The 18720-nt window shown below is 68.8% G+C and carries 15 protein-coding genes and 1 pseudogene; 5 read left to right on the forward strand and 11 right to left on the reverse strand.

Annotation, left to right across the window (positions count from 1 at the left end):
- Window positions 1-29: 29 nt before the first annotated feature.
- From efeB to thpR, 4 genes are read right to left on the reverse strand one after another with little or no spacing between them, the layout of a single operon-like run.
- On the reverse strand, window positions 30-1304 hold the full coding sequence (gene efeB / locus OG555_RS06555) for an iron uptake transporter deferrochelatase/peroxidase subunit (RefSeq protein ID WP_329481902.1): 1275 nt from the start codon (window positions 1302-1304) through the stop codon (window positions 30-32).
- Window positions 1301-2440 (reverse strand): iron uptake system protein EfeO, encoded by a 1140-nt coding sequence (efeO, locus tag OG555_RS06560; RefSeq protein ID WP_329481904.1) that lies wholly within the window; start codon window positions 2438-2440, stop codon window positions 1301-1303. Before efeO ends, efeB begins: the two co-directional genes overlap by 4 nt.
- A gap of 26 nt (window positions 2441-2466) precedes the next feature.
- Entirely contained in the window at window positions 2467-3315 is an 849-nt protein-coding gene (efeU, locus tag OG555_RS06565; RefSeq protein WP_329481906.1) for an iron uptake transporter permease EfeU, read from the reverse strand.
- A 45-nt stretch (window positions 3316-3360) separates the two neighbouring features.
- On the reverse strand, window positions 3361-3924 hold the full coding sequence (gene thpR / locus OG555_RS06570) for an RNA 2',3'-cyclic phosphodiesterase (protein ID WP_329481908.1): 564 nt from the start codon (window positions 3922-3924) through the stop codon (window positions 3361-3363).
- A gap of 33 nt (window positions 3925-3957) precedes the next feature.
- Here thpR and OG555_RS06575 point away from each other — a divergent pair, with 33 nt between their 5' ends.
- Window positions 3958-5403, forward strand: coding sequence for an LLM class flavin-dependent oxidoreductase (locus OG555_RS06575; protein WP_329481909.1), 1446 nt, complete (start codon window positions 3958-3960; stop codon window positions 5401-5403).
- On the opposite strand, the gene OG555_RS06580 is transcribed toward OG555_RS06575, so the two are convergent.
- Complete coding sequence (locus OG555_RS06580; RefSeq protein ID WP_329481910.1) at window positions 5386-6789, reverse strand: mycothione reductase; 1404 nt, start codon at window positions 6787-6789, stop codon at window positions 5386-5388. The genes OG555_RS06575 and OG555_RS06580 overlap by 18 nt on opposite strands.
- A gap of 64 nt (window positions 6790-6853) precedes the next feature.
- Between OG555_RS06580 and OG555_RS06585 the strand changes: the two genes are divergently transcribed.
- Window positions 6854-7570 (forward strand): DUF4429 domain-containing protein, encoded by a 717-nt coding sequence (locus tag OG555_RS06585; protein ID WP_329481911.1) that lies wholly within the window; start codon window positions 6854-6856, stop codon window positions 7568-7570.
- Here the strand turns inward: OG555_RS06585 and OG555_RS06590 are convergent.
- The 3 genes from OG555_RS06590 to OG555_RS06600 all read right to left on the reverse strand — a co-directional run bounded on the left by OG555_RS06590 (window position 7567) and on the right by OG555_RS06600 (window position 11387).
- Window positions 7567-8904: an MFS transporter gene (locus OG555_RS06590; protein ID WP_329481913.1), complete on the reverse strand. Its 1338-nt coding sequence runs from the start codon at window positions 8902-8904 to the stop codon at window positions 7567-7569. The two genes, OG555_RS06585 and OG555_RS06590, sit on opposite strands and share 4 nt — an antisense overlap.
- Window positions 8901-9350 carry a MarR family winged helix-turn-helix transcriptional regulator gene (locus OG555_RS06595; protein WP_329481915.1) on the reverse strand — a complete coding sequence of 150 codons (450 nt, stop codon included), beginning with the start codon at window positions 9348-9350 and terminating at the stop codon, window positions 8901-8903. Before OG555_RS06595 ends, OG555_RS06590 begins: the two co-directional genes overlap by 4 nt.
- A gap of 567 nt (window positions 9351-9917) precedes the next feature.
- Window positions 9918-11387: an NCS2 family permease gene (locus tag OG555_RS06600; RefSeq protein WP_329481917.1), complete on the reverse strand. Its 1470-nt coding sequence runs from the start codon at window positions 11385-11387 to the stop codon at window positions 9918-9920.
- An 81-nt stretch (window positions 11388-11468) separates the two neighbouring features.
- On the opposite strand from OG555_RS06600, the gene OG555_RS06605 reads away from it, so the two are divergent.
- Entirely contained in the window at window positions 11469-11783 is a 315-nt protein-coding gene (locus tag OG555_RS06605; RefSeq protein WP_329481919.1) for a DUF2530 domain-containing protein, read from the forward strand.
- Window positions 11784-12006: 223 nt separating this feature from the next.
- On the opposite strand, the pseudogene OG555_RS06610 reads toward OG555_RS06605, so the two are convergent.
- Window positions 12007-12777 (reverse strand): annotated as a pseudogene (locus OG555_RS06610) (DUF3027 domain-containing protein); the annotation flags it as partial.
- Window positions 12778-12843: 66 nt separating this feature from the next.
- Between OG555_RS06610 and OG555_RS06615 the strand changes: the two are divergent.
- A complete protein-coding gene (locus OG555_RS06615; protein ID WP_329481921.1) occupies window positions 12844-14745 on the forward strand; it encodes an MFS transporter in 1902 nt (633 codons plus the stop codon).
- Window positions 14746-15865: 1120 nt separating this feature from the next.
- Here OG555_RS06615 and OG555_RS06620 read toward each other — a convergent pair.
- Window positions 15866-17443 carry an MFS transporter gene (locus OG555_RS06620; RefSeq protein ID WP_329481922.1) on the reverse strand — a complete coding sequence of 526 codons (1578 nt, stop codon included), beginning with the start codon at window positions 17441-17443 and terminating at the stop codon, window positions 15866-15868.
- Window positions 17444-17558: 115 nt separating this feature from the next.
- Between OG555_RS06620 and OG555_RS06625 the strand changes: the two genes are divergently transcribed.
- Window positions 17559-18287, forward strand: a complete 729-nt coding sequence (locus tag OG555_RS06625; protein ID WP_329481923.1) for a TetR/AcrR family transcriptional regulator — start codon at window positions 17559-17561, stop codon at window positions 18285-18287.
- On the opposite strand, the gene OG555_RS06630 is transcribed toward OG555_RS06625, so the two are convergent.
- A complete protein-coding gene (locus OG555_RS06630) occupies window positions 18284-18667 on the reverse strand; it encodes a cold-shock protein (protein WP_329481924.1) in 384 nt (127 codons plus the stop codon). The two genes, OG555_RS06625 and OG555_RS06630, sit on opposite strands and share 4 nt — an antisense overlap.
- Window positions 18668-18720 lie beyond the last annotated feature (53 nt).

The following is an 18720-nucleotide window of genomic DNA, read 5'->3' on the forward strand; positions in this document are numbered from 1 at the left end:
GTGGGTCAGCCCATCAGCGGGTGGCAGACTCAGGTGAAGAGCTTCTCGCCCCAGTAGGTGCCGGGGGTTACGCCGGCGGGGCAGGCGAAGATGCCGGAGCCTACGTGGTGGATGTATTCGTTCATGGTGTCGTTCTTGGCCAGCTGGTTCTGGATCGGGATGAACTGTTTGCGCGGGTCGCGTTGGTAGGCGAGGAAGAACAGACCCGCGTCCAGGCGGCCGAGACCGTCGGAGCCGTCGACGAAGTTGTAGCCGCGGCGGAGCAGTTCGGCGCCCTTGTTGAACTGCGGGTGCGCCAGCCGGACGTGCGAGTCCATCGCGACCTTCGGCTCACCGTCGGCGTTCTTCGCGGTGAAGTCGATCGTGTCGAACTCATCCGCCTTGCCCAGCGGCGCGCCGGTGCCCTTGCCCCGGCCGATGATGGCTTCCTGTTCGCCGAGCGACGTACGGTCCCAGATCTCGATGTTCATCCGGACCCGCCGCGACACCAGGTAGGAGCCGCCGACCATCCAGTCCGGGCCGTCCTCGGGCTGCACCCAGAGCTGCTGCTCGAGCTTGTCCGCGTCCTCGAGCTTGAGGTTGTTCGTGCCGTCCTTGAAGCCGAACAGGTTCCGCGGGGTGGTCTGCGCCTTCGACGTCGACGACGTCCGGCCGAAGCCGAGCTGGGAGTAGCGGACCGCGACCCGGCCGAAGCCGATCCGGGCCAGGTTGCGGATCGCGTGCACCGCGACCTGCGGGTCGTCCGAGCAGGCCTGTACGGCGATGTCACCGCCGGACCGGGCCGGGTCGAGATCGTCGCCGATGAAGTGCGGCAGGTCCACCAGGGCCTTGGGCCGCTTCGACGCCAGGCCGAAGCGCTTGTCGAAGAGGCCCGGACCGAACCCGATCGTCAGGGTCAACCGGGCCGGCGGCAGGCCGACGGCTTCACCGGTGTCCTCCGGCGGCGCCTCGCCCGGCCCGTTCACCGCGCCGTACTGACCGATGTCGCGGCCGGCCGTGAGCAGCGCGGCCGCGGCGGTCCATTCCTTCAGCAGCGCGATCAGGTCGTTCCGGTTCGTCGTCGTCACGTCGAACGCGGCGAAGTGCAGCCGGTCCTGCGCCGGAGTGGTGATCCCGGCCTGGTGCGGACCGTGGAACTCGACCGGACCGGTGTTGTCCGCGGCCTGCGACGGCTCACTGGACAGCACCGAGTGGGCGGCGTACCCCGCGACGCCGGTCGCGACCGCGGCTCCGGCCGCGCCGAACAGGCTCCGGCGGGAGAGGCCCCGCCGGGCTGGGGCGGAAGCAGCTGTGTCGTCGGTCATTTCTGCGCAATCACTCCGGCGACCTTGCTGACCGGTTCGGCCAGTCCGTCGACCACCGCGCCGAGCTGCTTCTTCTCCGCCTCGGTGGCCGTGTAGGTCTTGAAGCCGTCACCCTCGCGGTACTTGTCCAGCGCGGCGAAGACCGCCTTGAAGTTCGTGTCCAGCTGGGTGACCAGCGCCGCGTCCCGGGTCTGCAGGGCCGGCCGGAGCGCCTGGACCGCGGCCTGCGAACCCTCGACGTTGGCCTGGAAGTCCCACAGGTCGGTGTGCGAGTAGCGGTCCTCCTCGCCGGTGACCTTGCCGGTGGCAACCTCGTCGAGCAGTTCCTTGGCGCCGTTGGCCAGCTGCAGCGGGTTGAGCTTCACGACCTTGGCCTTCGCCACCACCGTCTTCACGTCGACCAGCAGCTGGTCGGCGTACTTCTCCACGCCCTTGGTGGTGTTGGAGACCCAGAGCGCCTGCTCGATCCGGTGGTAGCCGGTCCACTCGGTGCCCGGCTCGACGTCGTTGACCCGGGCGTCGATCTTCGGGTCGAGGTCGCCGAACGACTCCGCGACCGGCTCGATCCGCTCCCAGTACGTGCGCGACACCGGGAACAGCGCCTTGGCCTTGGCGACGTCGCCGGCCTTCACCGCGGTGACGAACTCGGTGGTCTTCTGCTCCAGCGCGACCGCCTGTGAGTTCACGTACCGCTGATAGCTGTCGGTGGCCTGCTTCAGCAGGGTGTCCTCGTCGGTCTGCGCGGGCGCGTCACCGGTCACGGTCAGGTCGCCGCGAATGCCGTCGCCGGCCATGCCCGGCTTGCAGACCGCCTGGTACTTGCCGGTCGGCAGCTCCACGATCAGGTCGCGCTTCAGGCCCGGGCCGACGTTCTCGACCTCACCCATCACCCGGTCGCCGTCGGCGTACACGTAGAACTCGGTCACCTTGCTGCCACCGTTGGAGACGGAGAAGGTGCTGGTGCCGGACTTGACGTCGCGGCGGCTGAGCGAGCACTCGGAGTCGGTCGCCTTGACGGACACCGGGCCGGTGCCGTCGTCCTTCGCGGCCGGTGTGTCCTTGGCGCACGCGGTGAGCGAGGCGAGGCCGAGGACGACACCGAGGACGGAGACCCGGCGGGCCGTGGACGTGAACATGATTCTCCTGGACAGGTGAGGGTGGATCAGATCGCTTCTTCGGCGGTCTTCGCCGGTACGGCGGGCGGCGCCGGGGTCCTGACCGGGCGGAAGTACAGGATCAGCACGGGGACGAGGTAGGCGAGCCAGGCGATCGACTCGAGGACGGTCGGCGCCGGGTTGAAGTTGAAGATGCCCTTGAGCAATACGCCGTACCAGCTGTCCGGCGGGACGACGTGCGAGATGTCGAAGGCGAGATGCTGCAGGCCGGGCAGGACGCCGGCCTCCTGCAGGTCGTGGAAGCCGTACGCGAAGATGCCGGCCGCGACCAGGATCAGCACCGCACCGGTCCACTTGAAGAACACGGCCAGGTTGACCTTGACGGCGCCCCGGTAGATCGCGATGCCGAGCAGCACCGACGTGGCCAGCCCGAGCAGGACGCCGATCAGCGGTACGGCGGTGGTCGCGAGGGCAGCGGACGCGTACACGATGAACGCGGTCTCGATGCTCTCCCGGAACACCGCCAGGAACGCCAGGATCACCACCGCCCGGGAGCCGATCTCCAGGGCCTGGCCCATCCGTTCGCGCAGCTCCTTGGCGATGCCCCGGGAGGCCTTGCGCATCCAGAAGATCATCCAGGTGACGAAGCCGACCGCGAGGATCGACATCACCCCGCCGATGGTCTCCTGCGCGGTGAACGAGCGCGCGGTCAGCGCGGTGACGAACTGCAGCAGTCCCCAGGCGGCGGCAGCGACCGCGAGGGCCGCGCCGACACCGATCCACACCAGTTTGAGGCGATCACGATGCCCGGACTTGACCAGGAAGGTGGCGAGGATGCTGACGACCAGCGAGGCCTCGAGTCCTTCTCGGAGTCCGATCAGGTAGTTGGCGAGCATGGCGGAACTCTCTCACGACATTAGGTACGGCTAACCTTCCTGAGGTTAACCTAAGAAGTCCCATTCGCCCACTGTGGCGTACGCCGCACTGTGTCCCGGGCCCTCACCCAGCCGGGACTCGATGAGTTGCACGCTGCCCGCGGTCCAGACGGGACCGTCGTACGTGTCGAAGACCCTGACCCACTTGGTGACATCGACCTGACGCCGCAACCGCGCCAACGTGAGATGCGGCGTGAACTTCCGTCCCTCGACGGTGACTCCGGCCCGATTCGCCGCCGCCCGCGTCGTCATCGACAGGTGCTTGAGTGACTCGGTCTCGTCGCGCACCCCGGCGTACAGCACGCGGGCGTCGGGCACGCCCGGGAACGCGCCGGCGCCGGTCAGCTGCAGCTCGAACGGCTTCTGCCGCTTCGCGGCCCGCTCGAGCCGCTCCCCCAGTTCTTCGGTCTTCCAGTCCGGCACGTCGCCGAGGAACGCCAGCGTGATGTGCCAGTGCTCGTCCGCGGCCCACCGGATGTCGTCATCCGGATGCTCCCGCCGCGGCTCCACGAACTCGCTCAGATCCTCCACTACCTCGATGGGTGGCACCACGGCCACGAACAATCGCATCCCAAAACTCTATCCGTGGTGGAAACTGCTTTTGTGGATGAACTGAAGCTGCCGTCGCCCTGTGTGGTGGTGCTGGTCGGGCCGGGGGCGTCCGGGAAGTCGTCGTGGGCGGCGGAGCGGTTCGGGGCGGAGTTGATCGTGTCCAGTGATCGGCTGCGGGCGTTGGTGGGGGCCGGTGAGGACGACATCACGGCCAGTGCGGACGCGTTCGCGTTGCTGGAAGAGGTGGTGCGGCAACGGATCGGTCGCCGGCTGACGACGGTGATCGACACGCTCGGGCTGGATCGGGAGCGGCGGTTGCGGTGGCTCGGGCTGGCGCGCGCGGCCGGGATGCCTTGTGTGGCAGTCGGTTTCGACACTCCTGCGGACGAGTGCCGGCGGCGGAATCGATCCCGGCCGAAGCGGATCCCTGCCGATGTGTTGACCGCCCAACTGCGGTCCTGGAACGCGGTGAAGAAGGAGTTGCCGGAGGAGGGGTACGACGACGTGCTGCAGCCGACCGTGCTGCGCGTCGTACCGGAGGCGTTCGTGGCGGCCGGGGCGGCTGCGACGCGGCAGGTGGAGGCGCCGGCAAGGTTGCGGTTCGGGTTGCAGTTGAGCAGCTACACGCACCCGGCCGGACGGACGGGAACGGCCGCGTGGATCCGTGAGGTCGGAGAGAAGGCCGAGGCGGCGGGGTTCGACGCGATCTACGTGATGGATCACTTCCGGCAGATCCCGCAGGTCGGGCGGGCCTGGGAGGACTTCCTGGAGAGCTGGACGACGCTGGGGTATCTGGCCGCGTGTACGACGCGGGTGCGGCTGGGGACCCTGGTCTCCGGGATCACCTACCGGAACGTCGCGCATCTCGGGAAGATCGCCGCGACTCTCGACGTACTGAGTGGTGGGCGGGCCGTCTGCGGCGTCGGGCTGGCGTGGTTCGAGGCGGAGCACAAGGCTTACGGCTGGTCCTTCCCACCGGTTGGTAAACGCTATGCGCTGCTCGAGGACGCGTTACAGCTGTTGCCGGTTTTATGGGGACCAGGCAACAAACCGTTCCACGGCAAGGTCCTCGAGGTGCCGGACACGACGTGCTATCCGCGACCTTTGCAGGAGCATCTGCCGGTGCTGGTCGGCGGCAGCGGTCCACGGACGTTGCGCTTGGCCGCCCGGTACGCCGACGCGGTCAACGTCTTCGGTGACGTCGCTCAGGTGCGCAAGCTGGCTTCCTACCTCTCTGGGAAGGTCGAGCTCACGCATCTGTCCACAACCCTTGTGGGTAAGGATTCCCGGGCTGTGGACGAGCTGGTCGACCGGCTCCGCCCGCGCAATCTGAACCCGGCCCGGTACGCCGCCTCGGTCAACGCGGGCACGGTCGACGACCAGATCGGCCGCTTCCGCGAGCTGTCCGAGGCGGGCGTGGCCGAGGTGATGATCAGCCTGCCCGACCTCGACACCCTGGACGCGGTCGGCGATGTGATCTCAGCCTTCCGGGTCTAGCTTCAGCTTGAGCAGCGCGTTCTCGATCAGCTCCGACATCGCCGGGTGGATCCAGTACTGGTTGCGCGCCATCGAGTACGCGTCGAGGCCGAAGCTCATCGCCTGGATGACCGGCTGGATCACCGCGGACGCCTGCGGGCCGAGGATGTGGCAACCGATGATCTGGCCGGTCTTCGGGTCGGCGAGGATCTTCGCGAAGCCGGTCGTGTCCTCCATCGCCCAGCCGTACGCGATGTCGGCGTACTTCTCGACGCCTGCGACATAAGGGATCCCGCGGTCGCGGGCCTCCTGCTCGGTGAGGCCGACCGCGGCGACCTGTGGTGAGCTGAAGACGGCGTGCGGGACGAAGCGGTGATCGGCCTTGATCCGGTCGGCCGGGTTCAGCAGGTTGTGCTTCACCACCCGGGCTTCGTGGTTCGCGACGTGCTTCAGCTGGTGCGGTGAGGTCACGTCGCCGAGCGCGTAGATGCCGTCGACATTGGTCTGCTGGTAGTCGTCGACCACCACGCGCCCCTGGTCGTCGACCTCGACGCCGGTGGCGTCCAGGTTCAGCAGGTCCGAGTTGGGGGTGCGGCCGACGGCGACCAGGAGCTCGTCGACCTCGACCTCGTCCGCGCCGTCCGGGTAGAGCATGCCGATCAGGATCGATCCGTTCTCCCGTCGGGACACCCGGATCGTCTCGTGATCGAGGCGGACGTCGTACCGGCTGAGGGCGAGCTGAGTGAACCGCTCGGCGATGTCGGTGTCCTCGTGCCGCAGCAGCAGCTCCGACCGCGCGATCAGCGTGACCTCGACGCCGTACGACGAGAAGATGTGGGCGAACTCGGCGGCGACGAAGCCACTGCCGATGATGCCCAGCCGCCGCGGCAGCTGCTCGAGCCGCATGATCGTGTTCGAGGTGTGGTATCCGGTCTCCTCGAGGCCGGGGATGAACGGCACGATCGGGCGGCTGCCGGTCGCCAGGACGAACTGGTCCGCGCTGAACACGCTGGTCGTCCCGTCCTTGTTGTCGACAGTCAGCTCCTTGACGCCGGTGAACCGGCCGGTGCCGTCGTACACGGTGACGTTGGCGTTGTCGACGTGGTGGTGCCGGTACTCCGAGCCACTGGCCGCGATCGGATCGATCCGGCCGAAGATCCGGTCCCGGATGGCCGGCCAGTCGACGCCGAGCCGCTGCTCGTCGACGCCGTACCGGGAGCTCACCGACGGCGTGTAGGCCAGGTCGGCGGTGTACGCGAACATCTTGGTCGGGATGCAGCCGACGTTCAGGCAGGTGCCGCCGAACGTGCCGCGCTCGACGATCGCCACCTTCCGGTCCGCGAACCGGCGGTTCACGATCGTGTTCCCGGAGCCGGTCCCGATGACGACGAGTTCGTAATGAGTCACACCCCATTGTGACCGTGACGGCAAGCTGTGCGCATGAACCCGCCGACCGAGGATGATGGGAAGGGTGGCGGGTGGTGAACTGAAGAGCGCGAACGGAACGGTCGACTGGGACGGGGCAGGCACGCTCAGGATCCGGTACGACGCGTCGGCCGGCGAGCTGGGCACGTTGACCGATTCGTTGCGGACCCGGCTGGGCGAGCGGATCGTTCCGGTCGAGGCGCTGCAGGCGGTCGAGGTGAGCCAGGATGCTCCGGTGCTCCGGCTGATCCTGCGTGAGCAGGCGGATCCACTGCAGTCGGTCACCGGTGGGTACTTCGACGCACTGATCGATCCGTACACCTTCCCATTCACCGATCGCGCGCTCGCCGAGCGGCTGGCGACCGAGATCCGGGTGACACTCGCCCGGCGCGATGTCCCGACGACTTCCGCCGTACGCTGGCTGGTCGCGCCGCCGGTCGCACCCGACGAGATCGAGGGCCGCGACGCGACCTTGTCCGTGGCGAACGGACGGCTTGTGTTCGCGTACAAGCGGATGGCGGGGCGGAAGAAGCGGGCGAACGGAGACCCGTGGCCGGTGCCGCTCGCCGACATCATCGATGTCGAGTGGAGGCCGAACGAGGGCCGCTTCGGCGTCGAGGGCTTCCTCCGGGTCAGCACGGCCCGGACGCCGCTCGAGCGCCCGAAGCCGCGGCACGACCCGGCAGCGATGCGCACCGAACGCCGGACCGACGTCGACGCGCTGTTCTTCGCCGCCCGCCTGCTGACCCGAATCCGGCCCTAAGCGACCCGAGGCCCGATGTCCTTGCCGGCGAGAACCTCCGTCTGCGGGGCGGCGTCGACCACGGCCTTCTCGCCGAGGAGCTCGGTCTGCGGCAGCACCTCGAGCCGGGGACGCGGCAGCAGCCGCGGCCGGATCGCGAGGCCGCGCCGGCGGGAGAAGTACAGCACCGAACCGACGGTGCCGATGATCGTCATGCCGCCACCGACGATCAGCGAGTAGCGGGCGCCGAACTCCTGCCCGATCCAGCCGATGAACGGCGACCCGATCGGCGTACCGCCCATCAGGACCGTCATGTAGAGCGCCATCACCCGGCCGCGCATGGTCGGCGCGATACTCAGCTGCATGGTCGCGTTGGCCGAGGTCAGCATGGTCAGCGAGGCCAGCCCGACGAGCGGCAGCACCAGCGCGAAGGTCAGGTACGTCGGCATCAAGGCACTGATGATCTCGAACACACCGAACGCCAGAGCCGCGCCGATCACCAGGCGAGCGCGGATCCGGACCCGGCGGGCCGCCAGCAGCGCACCGGCCAGCGAGCCGATCGCGAGCACCGAGCCGAGGATGCCGTACTCCCCCGCGCCCTTGTGGAACACACTCGTCGCCATCAGCGCCGAGGTCAGCTGGAAGTTCAGCCCGAAGGTGCCCGCGAAGAACACCGCGACGAGCACCATCATCAGATCCGGCCGGCGCCACAGGTAGCGCATGCCGTCGCGGATCATCCCCTTGTCGCGGGCCGCGGGCTTCGGCGTGTGCAGCTCCGAGACCCGCATCAACCGCAGCGACAGGATCACGGCGGCATAGGTGAACCCGTTGATCAGGATCACCGGGCCGGTGCCGATCCAGTTGATCAGCAGACCGGCCAGCGCCGGGCCGAGCAGCCGGGCGGCGTTGAAGGACGCCGAGTTCAGCCCGACGGCATTGGACAACTCCTCGCGGCCGACCATCTCGACGACGAAGGACTGCCGGGTCGGCGCGTCGAAGGCGGTGCCCACGCCGAACAGCAGGGCCAGCAGGTAGACGTGCCAGGGCTGGACCACACCGGCGATCGTCAGACCACCGAGCACCAGGGCGACGGTGGCCATCGCGATCTGCGTGCAGGTCAGCACCAGCCGCTTCGGGAAGCGGTCGGCGACGAGACCGGCGTACGGACCGAGCAGGAGGGCGGGCAGGAACTGCAGTCCGGTGACGATGCCGAGCGCCGTACCGGAATGGGTCAGCTCGAGGACCAGCCAGTCCTGGGCGACCCGCTGCATCCAGGTGCCGACGTTGGAGACGATCGCACCGGAGGCGTAGAGACGGAAGTTACGGACCTTGAACGCGCGGAAGGTCGGGCTCATCTGGCCGCCAGGCGTTCGAGAACGGGGGCTGCTTTGCGCAGGATGTCGCGCTCCTCATGAGTGAGTTGCTTGAGTTTGGTTTGCAGCCACTCGTCGCGACGCCGGCGGTTGGCGTGGATCAGCTCGTCCGCGCGCGGGGTCAGCTCGACCATGATCTGGCGCTTGTCGGTCTGATTCGGGCGGCGGACGACCAGGCCCGCCTCCTCCATGTTGGTGATGATCCGCGTCATCGACGGCGGCTTCACCTGCTCGTGAGCGGCCAGCTCGCCGATCGTCATCGCCTCGTGCTTGGACAGCGCGCCGAGCACGCTGAGCTGGTTCGCGGTCAGGTCGTGACCTGGCTCACGTTGCCGCCGGAGCTGCCGGGACAACCGCAAGGTGGACGACCTCAGGGCACTCGCCAGCCCGACGTCACTCTTCACCTGCTGCGCTACGACTTCGGGCATACCTTTACCTTAACTCATTACCTTTGCTAAAGAAAACGCATAACCGGCCCGCGGCATTCCCGGTGACTCGGCTACGACGGCGGCGTACCAGGGTTCGGGCCGGTGTACCGACGGACGGGTAGTGGTCAGCCCGCGCTCGCACCTGGATGAGGCGGTCGGCCTGAATGCCGGCCGGTCGGGTGAGGCGTCGCCGACTACTACCCGTTCGTCGGTACGCCGGGTCTTCCCGGGGACTCGATCCAGCAACTCTCCGGACCTCGGACACCTGATCGGGACCGCGGACACCACACCCGATGTCCGCACTCCCCAACGGGTGACCCCGCAGCCCCCCGGACCCACCGACCGCACCGCAGACCCCCGGCCCTTATCACCCACACACCCAGCACAAGAGCCGTAATTTGTTGCCTTCGGCATGCTCGCGATCAGCGCGACCTGTGGGGCATCAGCCGCGGTGGCCGGTCGTACGACATCACGCTGCTGAACCCACCCGATGCTGATCAGCGCGTCCCTGCTGAAGGTTGACGTGGGCACCGCCAACTTCACCGGGCTCGCGCCGGTACCTCCGGCTCAGGTGAGCCAGTCGCGGAGCGGGTGGATGGCGAAGTAGAGGACGAAGAGCAGGGACACGACCCACAGCAGCGGGTGCACCTCGCGGCTCTTGCCACGGACGGCCTTGAGTACGGCGTACGAGACGAAGCCGGCCCCGATCCCGGCCGAGATCGAGTATGTGAACGGCATCAGGATGATCGTCAGGAACGCCGGGAAGGCGACCTCGATGTCGTCGAAGTTGATCCCCTTCACCTGCGTCATCATCAGGAAACCGACCAGGATCAACGCCGGCGTCGCAGCCTCGTACGGCACCAGGGTGACCAGCGGCGCGACCACCATCGAGATCAGGAAGCAGATCCCGGTGACCACACTCGCCAGCCCCGTCCGGGCGCCCTCGCCGACACCCGACGCGGACTCGATGTACGACGTGTTGCTCGAGACCGACGCGGCACCACCGGCCGCGGCCGCGACGCTGTCCACGACCAGGATCCGCTGCGAGTTCGGCGGGATGCCGTCCTTGTCCAGCAGGCCGGCCTCGGCGCCGATCGCGGTCATCGTCCCCATGGTGTCGAAGAAGTCGGCCAGCATCAGCGTGAAGATGATCAGCAGCGCCGCGATCACCCCGATGCGCTCGAACGACCCGAACAGGTTGAACTCACCGAGGAGATCCAGATTCGGCTTCGAGAACCACTTGTCCGGCAGCTCCGGCACCTGCAGGCCCCAGCCGCCTGGGTTGTCCTTGCGCAGCCCGAGGTTGAATGCCGCCTGGAAGATCATCGCCAGCACGGTCGAGGCGACGATGCCGATCAGGATCGCACCCTTCACCTTGCGGGCGTACAACGTGACCATCAGCAGCAGGCCGAAGACGAAGACCAGGACCGGCCAGCCCCGCAGCTCCCCGGCACTCCCCAGCTCGACCGGTGGCCCGTCCGGCGCGGCGGGCCGGCGCACGAGGCCCGCGTCGACCAACCCGATGAACGCGATGAACAGGCCGATGCCGACACTGATCGCGATCTTCAGCTGCAGCGGCACCGCCTCGAACACGGCCTTCCGGAACCCGGTGAGCACCAGCACCAGGATGACCAGACCTTCCAGCACGACCAGGCCCATCGCGTCGGCCCAGGTCATCTTGGTCGCGATCGAGAACGCGACGAACGCGTTCAGCCCCAACCCGGTCGCCAGCGCGAGCGGGAAGTTCGCCAGGACGCCCATGAGGATGGTGACCACGCCGGCCACCAGCGCCGTGGCGACCGCTACCTTCGCGATCGACACATCCGGGTTGGTGCCACCACCGACCAGTTGCCCGTCGCCGTCCTTGACGGTGCCGATGATCAGCGGGTTCAGCACGACGATGTAGGCCATCGTGAAGAACGTGACCAGCCCGCCGCGAACCTCCCGGCTGAGGGAGGACCCACGTTCACTGATCTTGAAGTAGGACTCGAGGAAACCTGACCTGGAGCGGGCCGTCGTGGCCTGGGGCGAGCTCATGACGGCATCGTGCCAGTTCTCACCGCCAGGTTGCGAGCACTAACGGCAAGCCGTTCTCAGCTGTGCCTTAAGGTTGAGCCTGTGACGGAGGAGGAGGCGGCAGCGCCGAAGAAGCGCAACGACCCGACGAGTCAGCTCGCCCGCGGCGAACTGGTGCACGCCGAGGTCAAGCCGCTCGACCTGTCCGGCATCCCCAGCGTGATCGCCGGCATCATCGCCTGGGCGGTCGCGTTCGTCGTCGTCCTGATCTTCCGCGCCGATCTGGAGAAGAACGGCCACGGCTGGTGGCTCTGGGTCACCGTCGCCGGCTTCGGCCTCGGCCTGATCGGCCTCTGGTACTGCCGCCGCCGCTGGGCCGCCATCCAAGCCGGCCACCGCAGCGAGGTCGAAGACTGACGGTTGGGGAATCACCCGGAACAACAGTCGGTGGCTCGGCCAGTTCCGGTTATTGCTGGGTTAGTTCGTCGTCGGATTCTGGCTCGGCGGCTGCTTCCACCTCGGCCTGGACGGCGTCTACCTCGGCGAGTTCTTCCGCGGCGGCTTCGGTGAGATCCACCTCGGGCTCTACGGCGTCGGCCTCGAGGGCATCGGCTTTGGCGGCGGCCTCGAGTTCGAGGGCGTCGTAGCCGGTGGTGTCGAAGGCGTGTTCGGCGATCGGCTGGTCGGGGATGTCGATAACGGCGTCGGAGTGGGCGCCGCAGCCGTAGTCGTACGCGACGACGCGGCCCTCGCCCGGAGCCATCTCGTTGGCGCAGACGCCGAACGCCTGTCCGAGGCTGTCGGCCAGGCGGATCCAGTACCCGCACGAGTGGCACTTGTACGGGACGGCCTGCGCGATCGCGGACGTCGGCCCGAAGTCTCCGCCGTACCAGCGGTCGGCTGCGTCTTCCCGACCGTACGGCGAGAGGACGCGCTCGCGACCGAGTCCGAGCTCCTCGACGACCGTCAGTACGTCCTCGGGAGCACCCGCGGTGTCGGTGAACCCGGGCTCGAGGCGCGGGTCGTCGGGGAGGGTCGGGAACAGGTCGCCGGGACGCAGGTCGCCGGGCTGAACCCGGTCCGACCACGGGACCCACTCCGGTGCGACGATCGCCTCGTCGCCGGGCAGCATGACGACCTCGTTGACGGTGACCGTCTTCGCCCGGGAGGCGCGGGTCAGCGTGACCGCCCAGCGCCAGCCGCGGTACCCGGGGTGGGTGGACGCGAAGTAGTGGGTGACGAGGCGCTCACCCTCGACCCGATGACCGAGGTGCTCCCCGACCACCGCGGCGCCGGCCTCGATGATCGCGGCCTCGCGGGCCGGTTCGACGGCCGCGACACAGATGGCGTCGGGCTTGGCACGCACCGGTTCCGGAGTTCTGACGGGAGTCACAATCGCCCATTCTCGCATGCTCCGGAAGCTGACCCGAACGTGCCGTGACTCCGGTCTGTCCCCGGCAGGAGGCAGGATAGTTCCATGCACACCCCAGACCCCGCCGACCCGAAGGCGACGCCCGGTGGCAAGCCCGCCGGCGCGCAGCCTGCCGGGGGGCGGCCGGCGGGTGGGCAGCCGGCGGGTGGGCAGCCAACCGATGAGAGTCCGGCCGGGAAGTCTGCGGGCGAGCGGTTCAGCGACGCCCGGGACAAGTTGGGCAGTGCCAGTAAGAAGGTGGGCCACGCGTCGAAGGTCGGCGCGGACGGGGTCGCGGCCGCCTCGAAGAAGACCGCTTCGGTCAGCGGCAAGGTCGGACGCGCCACCGGTCGGCGGATCCGCGGGCTGACCAGTGCACAAGGTGCCGGCGAGTCGGGGCTCTCCCGGCTGATCGAGCTGGGCGCGGTGAACGCCGCGGGTGACACCGCCTTCGCCGTCTCCCTGGCCGGGACCGTGTTCTTCACCGTGCCGAGCGACCAGGCCCGGGACCGGGTCGCGCTGTTCCTCGTGCTGACGATGGCGCCGTTCGCGCTGATGGCACCGCTGATCGGCCCGATCCTCGACCGCTTCCGGCACGGCCGCCGCTGGGCGATCGGTGCGACGCTCGCGGTGCGCGGGTTCCTGGTCTGGAGCCTCGCCGCCTCGATGAACGGGAGCACGTCCAGCTGGCTGTACCCGGCCGCCCTCGGCTGCCTGGTCGCCTCCAAGGCGTACGGCGTCACCCGGGCGTCCGCCGTACCGCGCCTGCTCCCCAAGGAGATCACCCTCGTCACAGCCAACTCCCGGATCTCGCTGGCCGGTGTCGCCGGCGCGACGATCGGCGCCGGAATCGCGGCCGCGTTCGCCGCGATCGGCCCGCAGTGGTCGCTGCGCTGGGCCGCGGTGGTCTACACGATCGGCCTGATCCTCGCGATCCGGCTGCCGAGCGCGGTCGACTCGCCGGCCGGCGAGGAGATCACGGGTACGGCGGGACGAGACGCGAGACGGCGCGCGATCACGGCGGCCGTGGCACGCGGGATCCGGTGCAATCTCGGGCTGCGGTTCGTGTCCGGGTTCCTGACCATGTACCTGGCGTTCCTGCTCCGGGACAAGCCGATCAGCGGGATCGACGGCGCGCTCGCGGCGGGCGCGGTGATCGCGGCGGCCGGGATCGGCAACAGCCTCGGCACCGTGCTCGGATCGTTGCTCAAGGCCCGTAAACCCGAGACGGTCGTGCTGGTCGTCCTGATCGCGGACGCGACGGTCGCGCTCGGAGTGGCGGTGTTCTACGGCTTCGTGTTCCTGATCGCGCTCGGCTTCATCGCCGGCCTGTGCAGCTCACTCGGCAAGCTGTCGCTGGACGCGATGATCCAGCGTGACGTGCCGGAGTCCGTGCGTACGTCGGTCTTCGCCCGCTCGGAGACCGTGCTGCAACTGGCATGGGTCATCGGCGGCGGCTTCGGCATCATCCTCCCCCTGCTCCCCCGGCTGGGTTTCGGCTTCCTGGCCGCCGTACTGCTGATCGTCGTGTTCCTGGTACTGCGCTTCCGCCCGGCGCCGGCCCCACCACTCCGCGCGCCGCACCCGCCGAAGCCGGCCGGCCCGCACCCCAGCCGGCCTGGCCCGACGGAGCATCAGGCGACGTCCACGAGTCGGACGATCCTCACGACCAGCGTCGCCGAGCAACGCGCCAACCGGGCCCAACGCTCCGGCCGCCACGACGAGCCGACGGTCGAGTTCCGCACCGACCAGGACGATCGGCAGCCGGACGCCCGGCAGCCGGACGCCCGCAAACCCCCGGACCAGCCGATCGGCCGTTGGTGGAGCGGCCAACCAGAAGACGATGCCGACGACACCGTCGAAGACCAGGCCCCCTGGTCCGAGGAGCCAACCGTCGAACACGACCGCGACCGCGGCCTCTTCAGACGCCGCCCCGGCGGCGACACCCCCCGCCGCCCCCCGCGCTAGCCCAGACAACCGCCAACCCCGGCGCCGACCACAGCCCTCCCGGGCTGCCCTCCTCCGAAACCTCCCCGCCGGCACCTGTACCGCTGACACACTCACCACCCACCGGGACCTAGGACACAACCTGGGGACCTGGTCACCACCCGCGGAACCTATTCGCCCCCAGGACCCGACCACTCCAAGGCGGGCATCTGGCGGGTCCTGGAACAGGTTGTGGGGTCCTCGGACAAGTTGTGCCATGTCCGGAGACCCAGTTCTTGTCCAAGGCCCGGCCAAAAAGCGCCGAGCGACCCGTCGCGACCTCTCTCACCAGCGGGGTCCAGGTCACGCCCAGGACCTGATCACCTTGGGACCGGGGCACCTCCGGGGATCTCGTGCCGCGTCAAGCAAGGTTGGGGAGGTAATCCGCAGTGACCACCACCCCGAAGCCCGCCCCGGCGGCCAGGTGCGGGGTTCACCCCTGATCTGGTCCCTTCACCCTGGGAATGCGTAGGTAGAAGGGTGCAGCTGCGAGGTTCTCCCCTGAACTGACCGCGCGGAAGGCAAGTGCCGTAACGACCTCGACGTTTCCTGGCGAGGCACTAGTCATCCCCTGGGGACCGTGCATCTGGAGGGACCTGGGACAGATTGTGGGGTGCTTGGACAGGTTGTGCCATGTCCGGGGACCCCATTTCTTGTCCAGGGCCCCGACCAAAGGCAGCGCCAAGCAGCCCGTCGGTACCTCCCGCACCCCAAGGCACGGGGATCGGGGCCGGGGACAGGTTCTGGGGTGCACGGACAGGTTGTGCCATGTCCGAGGACCCCACTTCTTGTCCAAGGCCCCGACCAAAGGCAGCGCCAAGCAGCCCGTCGGTACCTCCCGCACCCCGGGCACGGGGACCGGGGACAGGTTCTGGGGACCGGGGACAGGGTTGTGGGCCCGTCGGGCAGGTTGTGCCATGTCCGAGGACCCCACTTCGTGTCCAAAGCCCCGACCGAAGGCAGCGCCGAGGAGCTTGTCGCGTCCTCCCGTACCCCGGGCACCGGGGAGGAGACAGGTTCTGGGGACCGGGGACCGGGGACAGGGTTCTGGGCCCGTCGGGCAGGTTGTGGCTTGTCCGGCGGGCCCAGTTGGTGTTGGGGGTTAGGCGGTTAGGTGGAGTTCGGGGGTGGAGATGGGGTCGGGGGTGGGGGTGGGGGTGGCGGGGTCGGTGGGGGTGGGATGTTGGGGGGTGGTGCCGCGGAGGGTGAGGGTGGCGGCCAGTGCGGTGGTGAGGAGGAGTAGGCAGCCGACGAGGGAGACGACGTTCATGCTGTGGGTGAAGGCGTGGCGGGCCGTGGTGAGGATGGTGTCGGCCACGTCGGCCGGGAGGTGGGCGGCCGCGGCGGTGGCGGCGGGGAGGCCTTCGCGGACCGGGTCCGCCACGTCGGACGGGAGGTCCGACGGGAGATCGGCGCGGTAGGCCGCCGTACCGATGGAGCCGAGGATCGCGATGCCCAGCGCGCCGCCGAACTCGGAGCAGGTCTCCATCACCGCCGACGCCGAGCCGGCGCGTTCGGGGGCGACGGAGCCGACGACGGCCTCGGTGACCAGGGACATCACCATGACGAGCCCGGCCGCGAGCAGACCAGCGCCGGTCAGCGGCACCGCCAGCGACGAGTCCGCGTCCAGCTGAGTCAGTACGCCGTACCCGGTCGCAGCGAGGACGAAGGCACCACCGATCACGTACGCGCGGTCCATCTTGCCCGCGAGCACCGTGGCGAGCGGAGCAGCACCACCGACCAGGATGGACGGGGCAAGCGACCACAGCGCCGCCTTGAACGGGCTCAGACCGTGCACGAGCTGTAGGTACTGCGTCAGGAAGACCGCGTTGCCCACCAGCGCCAGCGTGCCGATCGTGTTGGCGGCGAGCGAACCGCTGAAGGCGCGGTTCCGGAACATCGACAGGTCGAGCATCGGGTACGCCGCGGTCCGCTGCCGCTGCACGAACAGCACCCCGAAGACCAACCCGGCCACGATCGACACCACCGGCAACGCGGACGCACCATTGGCCGCGAGCTCCTTGATCCCCCAGATCACCGGCAGTACGGCGGCCAACGACAGCACCGACCCGATCAGGTCGAAACGGCCGGCCCGAGGTGTCTTGAACTCCGGCAGCAGCATCGGCGCCAGCACCAGCAGCAACACCATCGCCGGGGTGTTGATCAGGAACACCGAGCCCCACCAGAAGTGCTCCAGCAGGAAGCCGCCGAGCACCGGGCCGAGCGTGATCCCGCCCATCATCACCGCGCTCCAGAACGCGATCGCCTTCGACCGCTGGGCCGGGTCGTGGAACATGTTCCGGATCAGCGCCAGGGTCGACGGCATCAGGGTCGCGCCGCCGATACCGAGCACCGCGCGGGCCGCGATCAGCTGCTCCGGGCTCTGCGCGTACGCCGCTGCGACCGACGCCAGCCCGAACCCGATCGCACCGAACACCAGCAGCCGGCGCCGCCCGATCCGGTCGCCGAGCGAGCCCATCGTGATCAGCAGACCGGCCAGCACGAATCCGTAGATGTCGAAGATCCACAGCTGCTCGGTCGCCGAGACGCCCAGGTCCGCGCTGATGAACGGGACCGCGAAGTACAGCACCGAGACGTCCATCGAGACCAGCAGCAGCGGCAGTGCGAGCACGCCGAGCGCGATCCACTCCTTGCGTCCCGCCCGTTCCGTCGTACCCATGACACCCTCCGGGTTATCTGTCTACGCCGCACACTGTGTGCGCCATACACAGACCATATCCAAGACTGTCTATGCTGTAAACAGATAGGGTGGAGGGACGGAGCAGAGGAGAGTCATGGACGAGGAACTGCCGCGGGTGCTGCAGCAGCTGTGGGGGATCGAGGGCCGCCAGCGGCCGGGGCCGAAGCCGGCGTTTCACATCAGCGACATCGCCCGCGCGGCGGTCAAGCTGGCCGACGCGGGCGGGCTGGCCGCGGTCTCGATGAGCAAGGTGGCGGCCGAGCTCGGCTTCACCACGATGTCGCTCTACCGGTACGTCGACGCCAAGGACGACCTGTACGTCGTGATGCTGGAGCACGCGTTCGGCACGCCCCCGGACCTGGACGCGCACACCGGCTGGCGGGACCGGATCACCGCCTGGGCCTTGGCGTTCCGCGACGGATTGCGGCAGCATCCGTGGATCCTGCAGATCCCGGTCACCGAGCCGCCGCTGTCACCCAACCAGCTGACCTGGATGGAGTCAGCGTTGCAGGCGTTCGACGGTACGCCGCTGTCGCCGCCGGACCGGTTGTCGTCGATGCTGCTGGTGAACATCTATGTCCGGGGTACGGCGCAGCTCACCGCGGGCATGCACACCGAGCCGGACGCCGCCCGCGAGGCCGACCTGCGCTACACCCGGCGACTCGCGATGCTCGCCACCCCGGACCGCTTCCCCGGGATCGCGGCCACCCTCGAGCAGCCACCGTCCGAGGGGTACGCCGGCGACTTCGACACCGCCGAGTTCACCTTCGGCCTGGACACCGTCCTCGACGGCATCCAGGCCCTGATCGACCGCCGAGGCTAGACGTCGAGCTTGTCGGCGACGCCGCGGAGGACGGTGGCGACCTGGCGGGCGGCCTTGCCGTCGGGGTGGCGGCCGCGGCGGTACTGCTCGCCGACGTTGTCGAGGAGCTTGATCAGGTCCTCGATGACGAGCTGCATCTCCTCCGGCTTCGGCCGCATCGCCTTCGCCACCGACGGCGGCGGGTCGATCAGCCGGACCTGGAGAGCCTGCTCGCCCTTGCGTCCCTCGACGACGCCGAACTCGACCTTCTGGCCCGGCTTCAGGCTGGTCACTCCCGTGGGCAGCGCCTCGGCGCGGACGTACACGTCCCCGCCTTCCTCCTTGCTGAGGAAGCCGAACCCCTTGTCGGAGTCATACCACTTCACCTTGCCAACGGGCACGGGAACCTCTTCAGTCGTCAATCGTCGGAACAAGACCGGACACGCGGCCCGGC

This window comes from Kribbella sp. NBC_01484 (genome assembly GCF_036227145.1).
In the GTDB taxonomy this organism is placed as follows: domain Bacteria; phylum Actinomycetota; class Actinomycetes; order Propionibacteriales; family Kribbellaceae; genus Kribbella.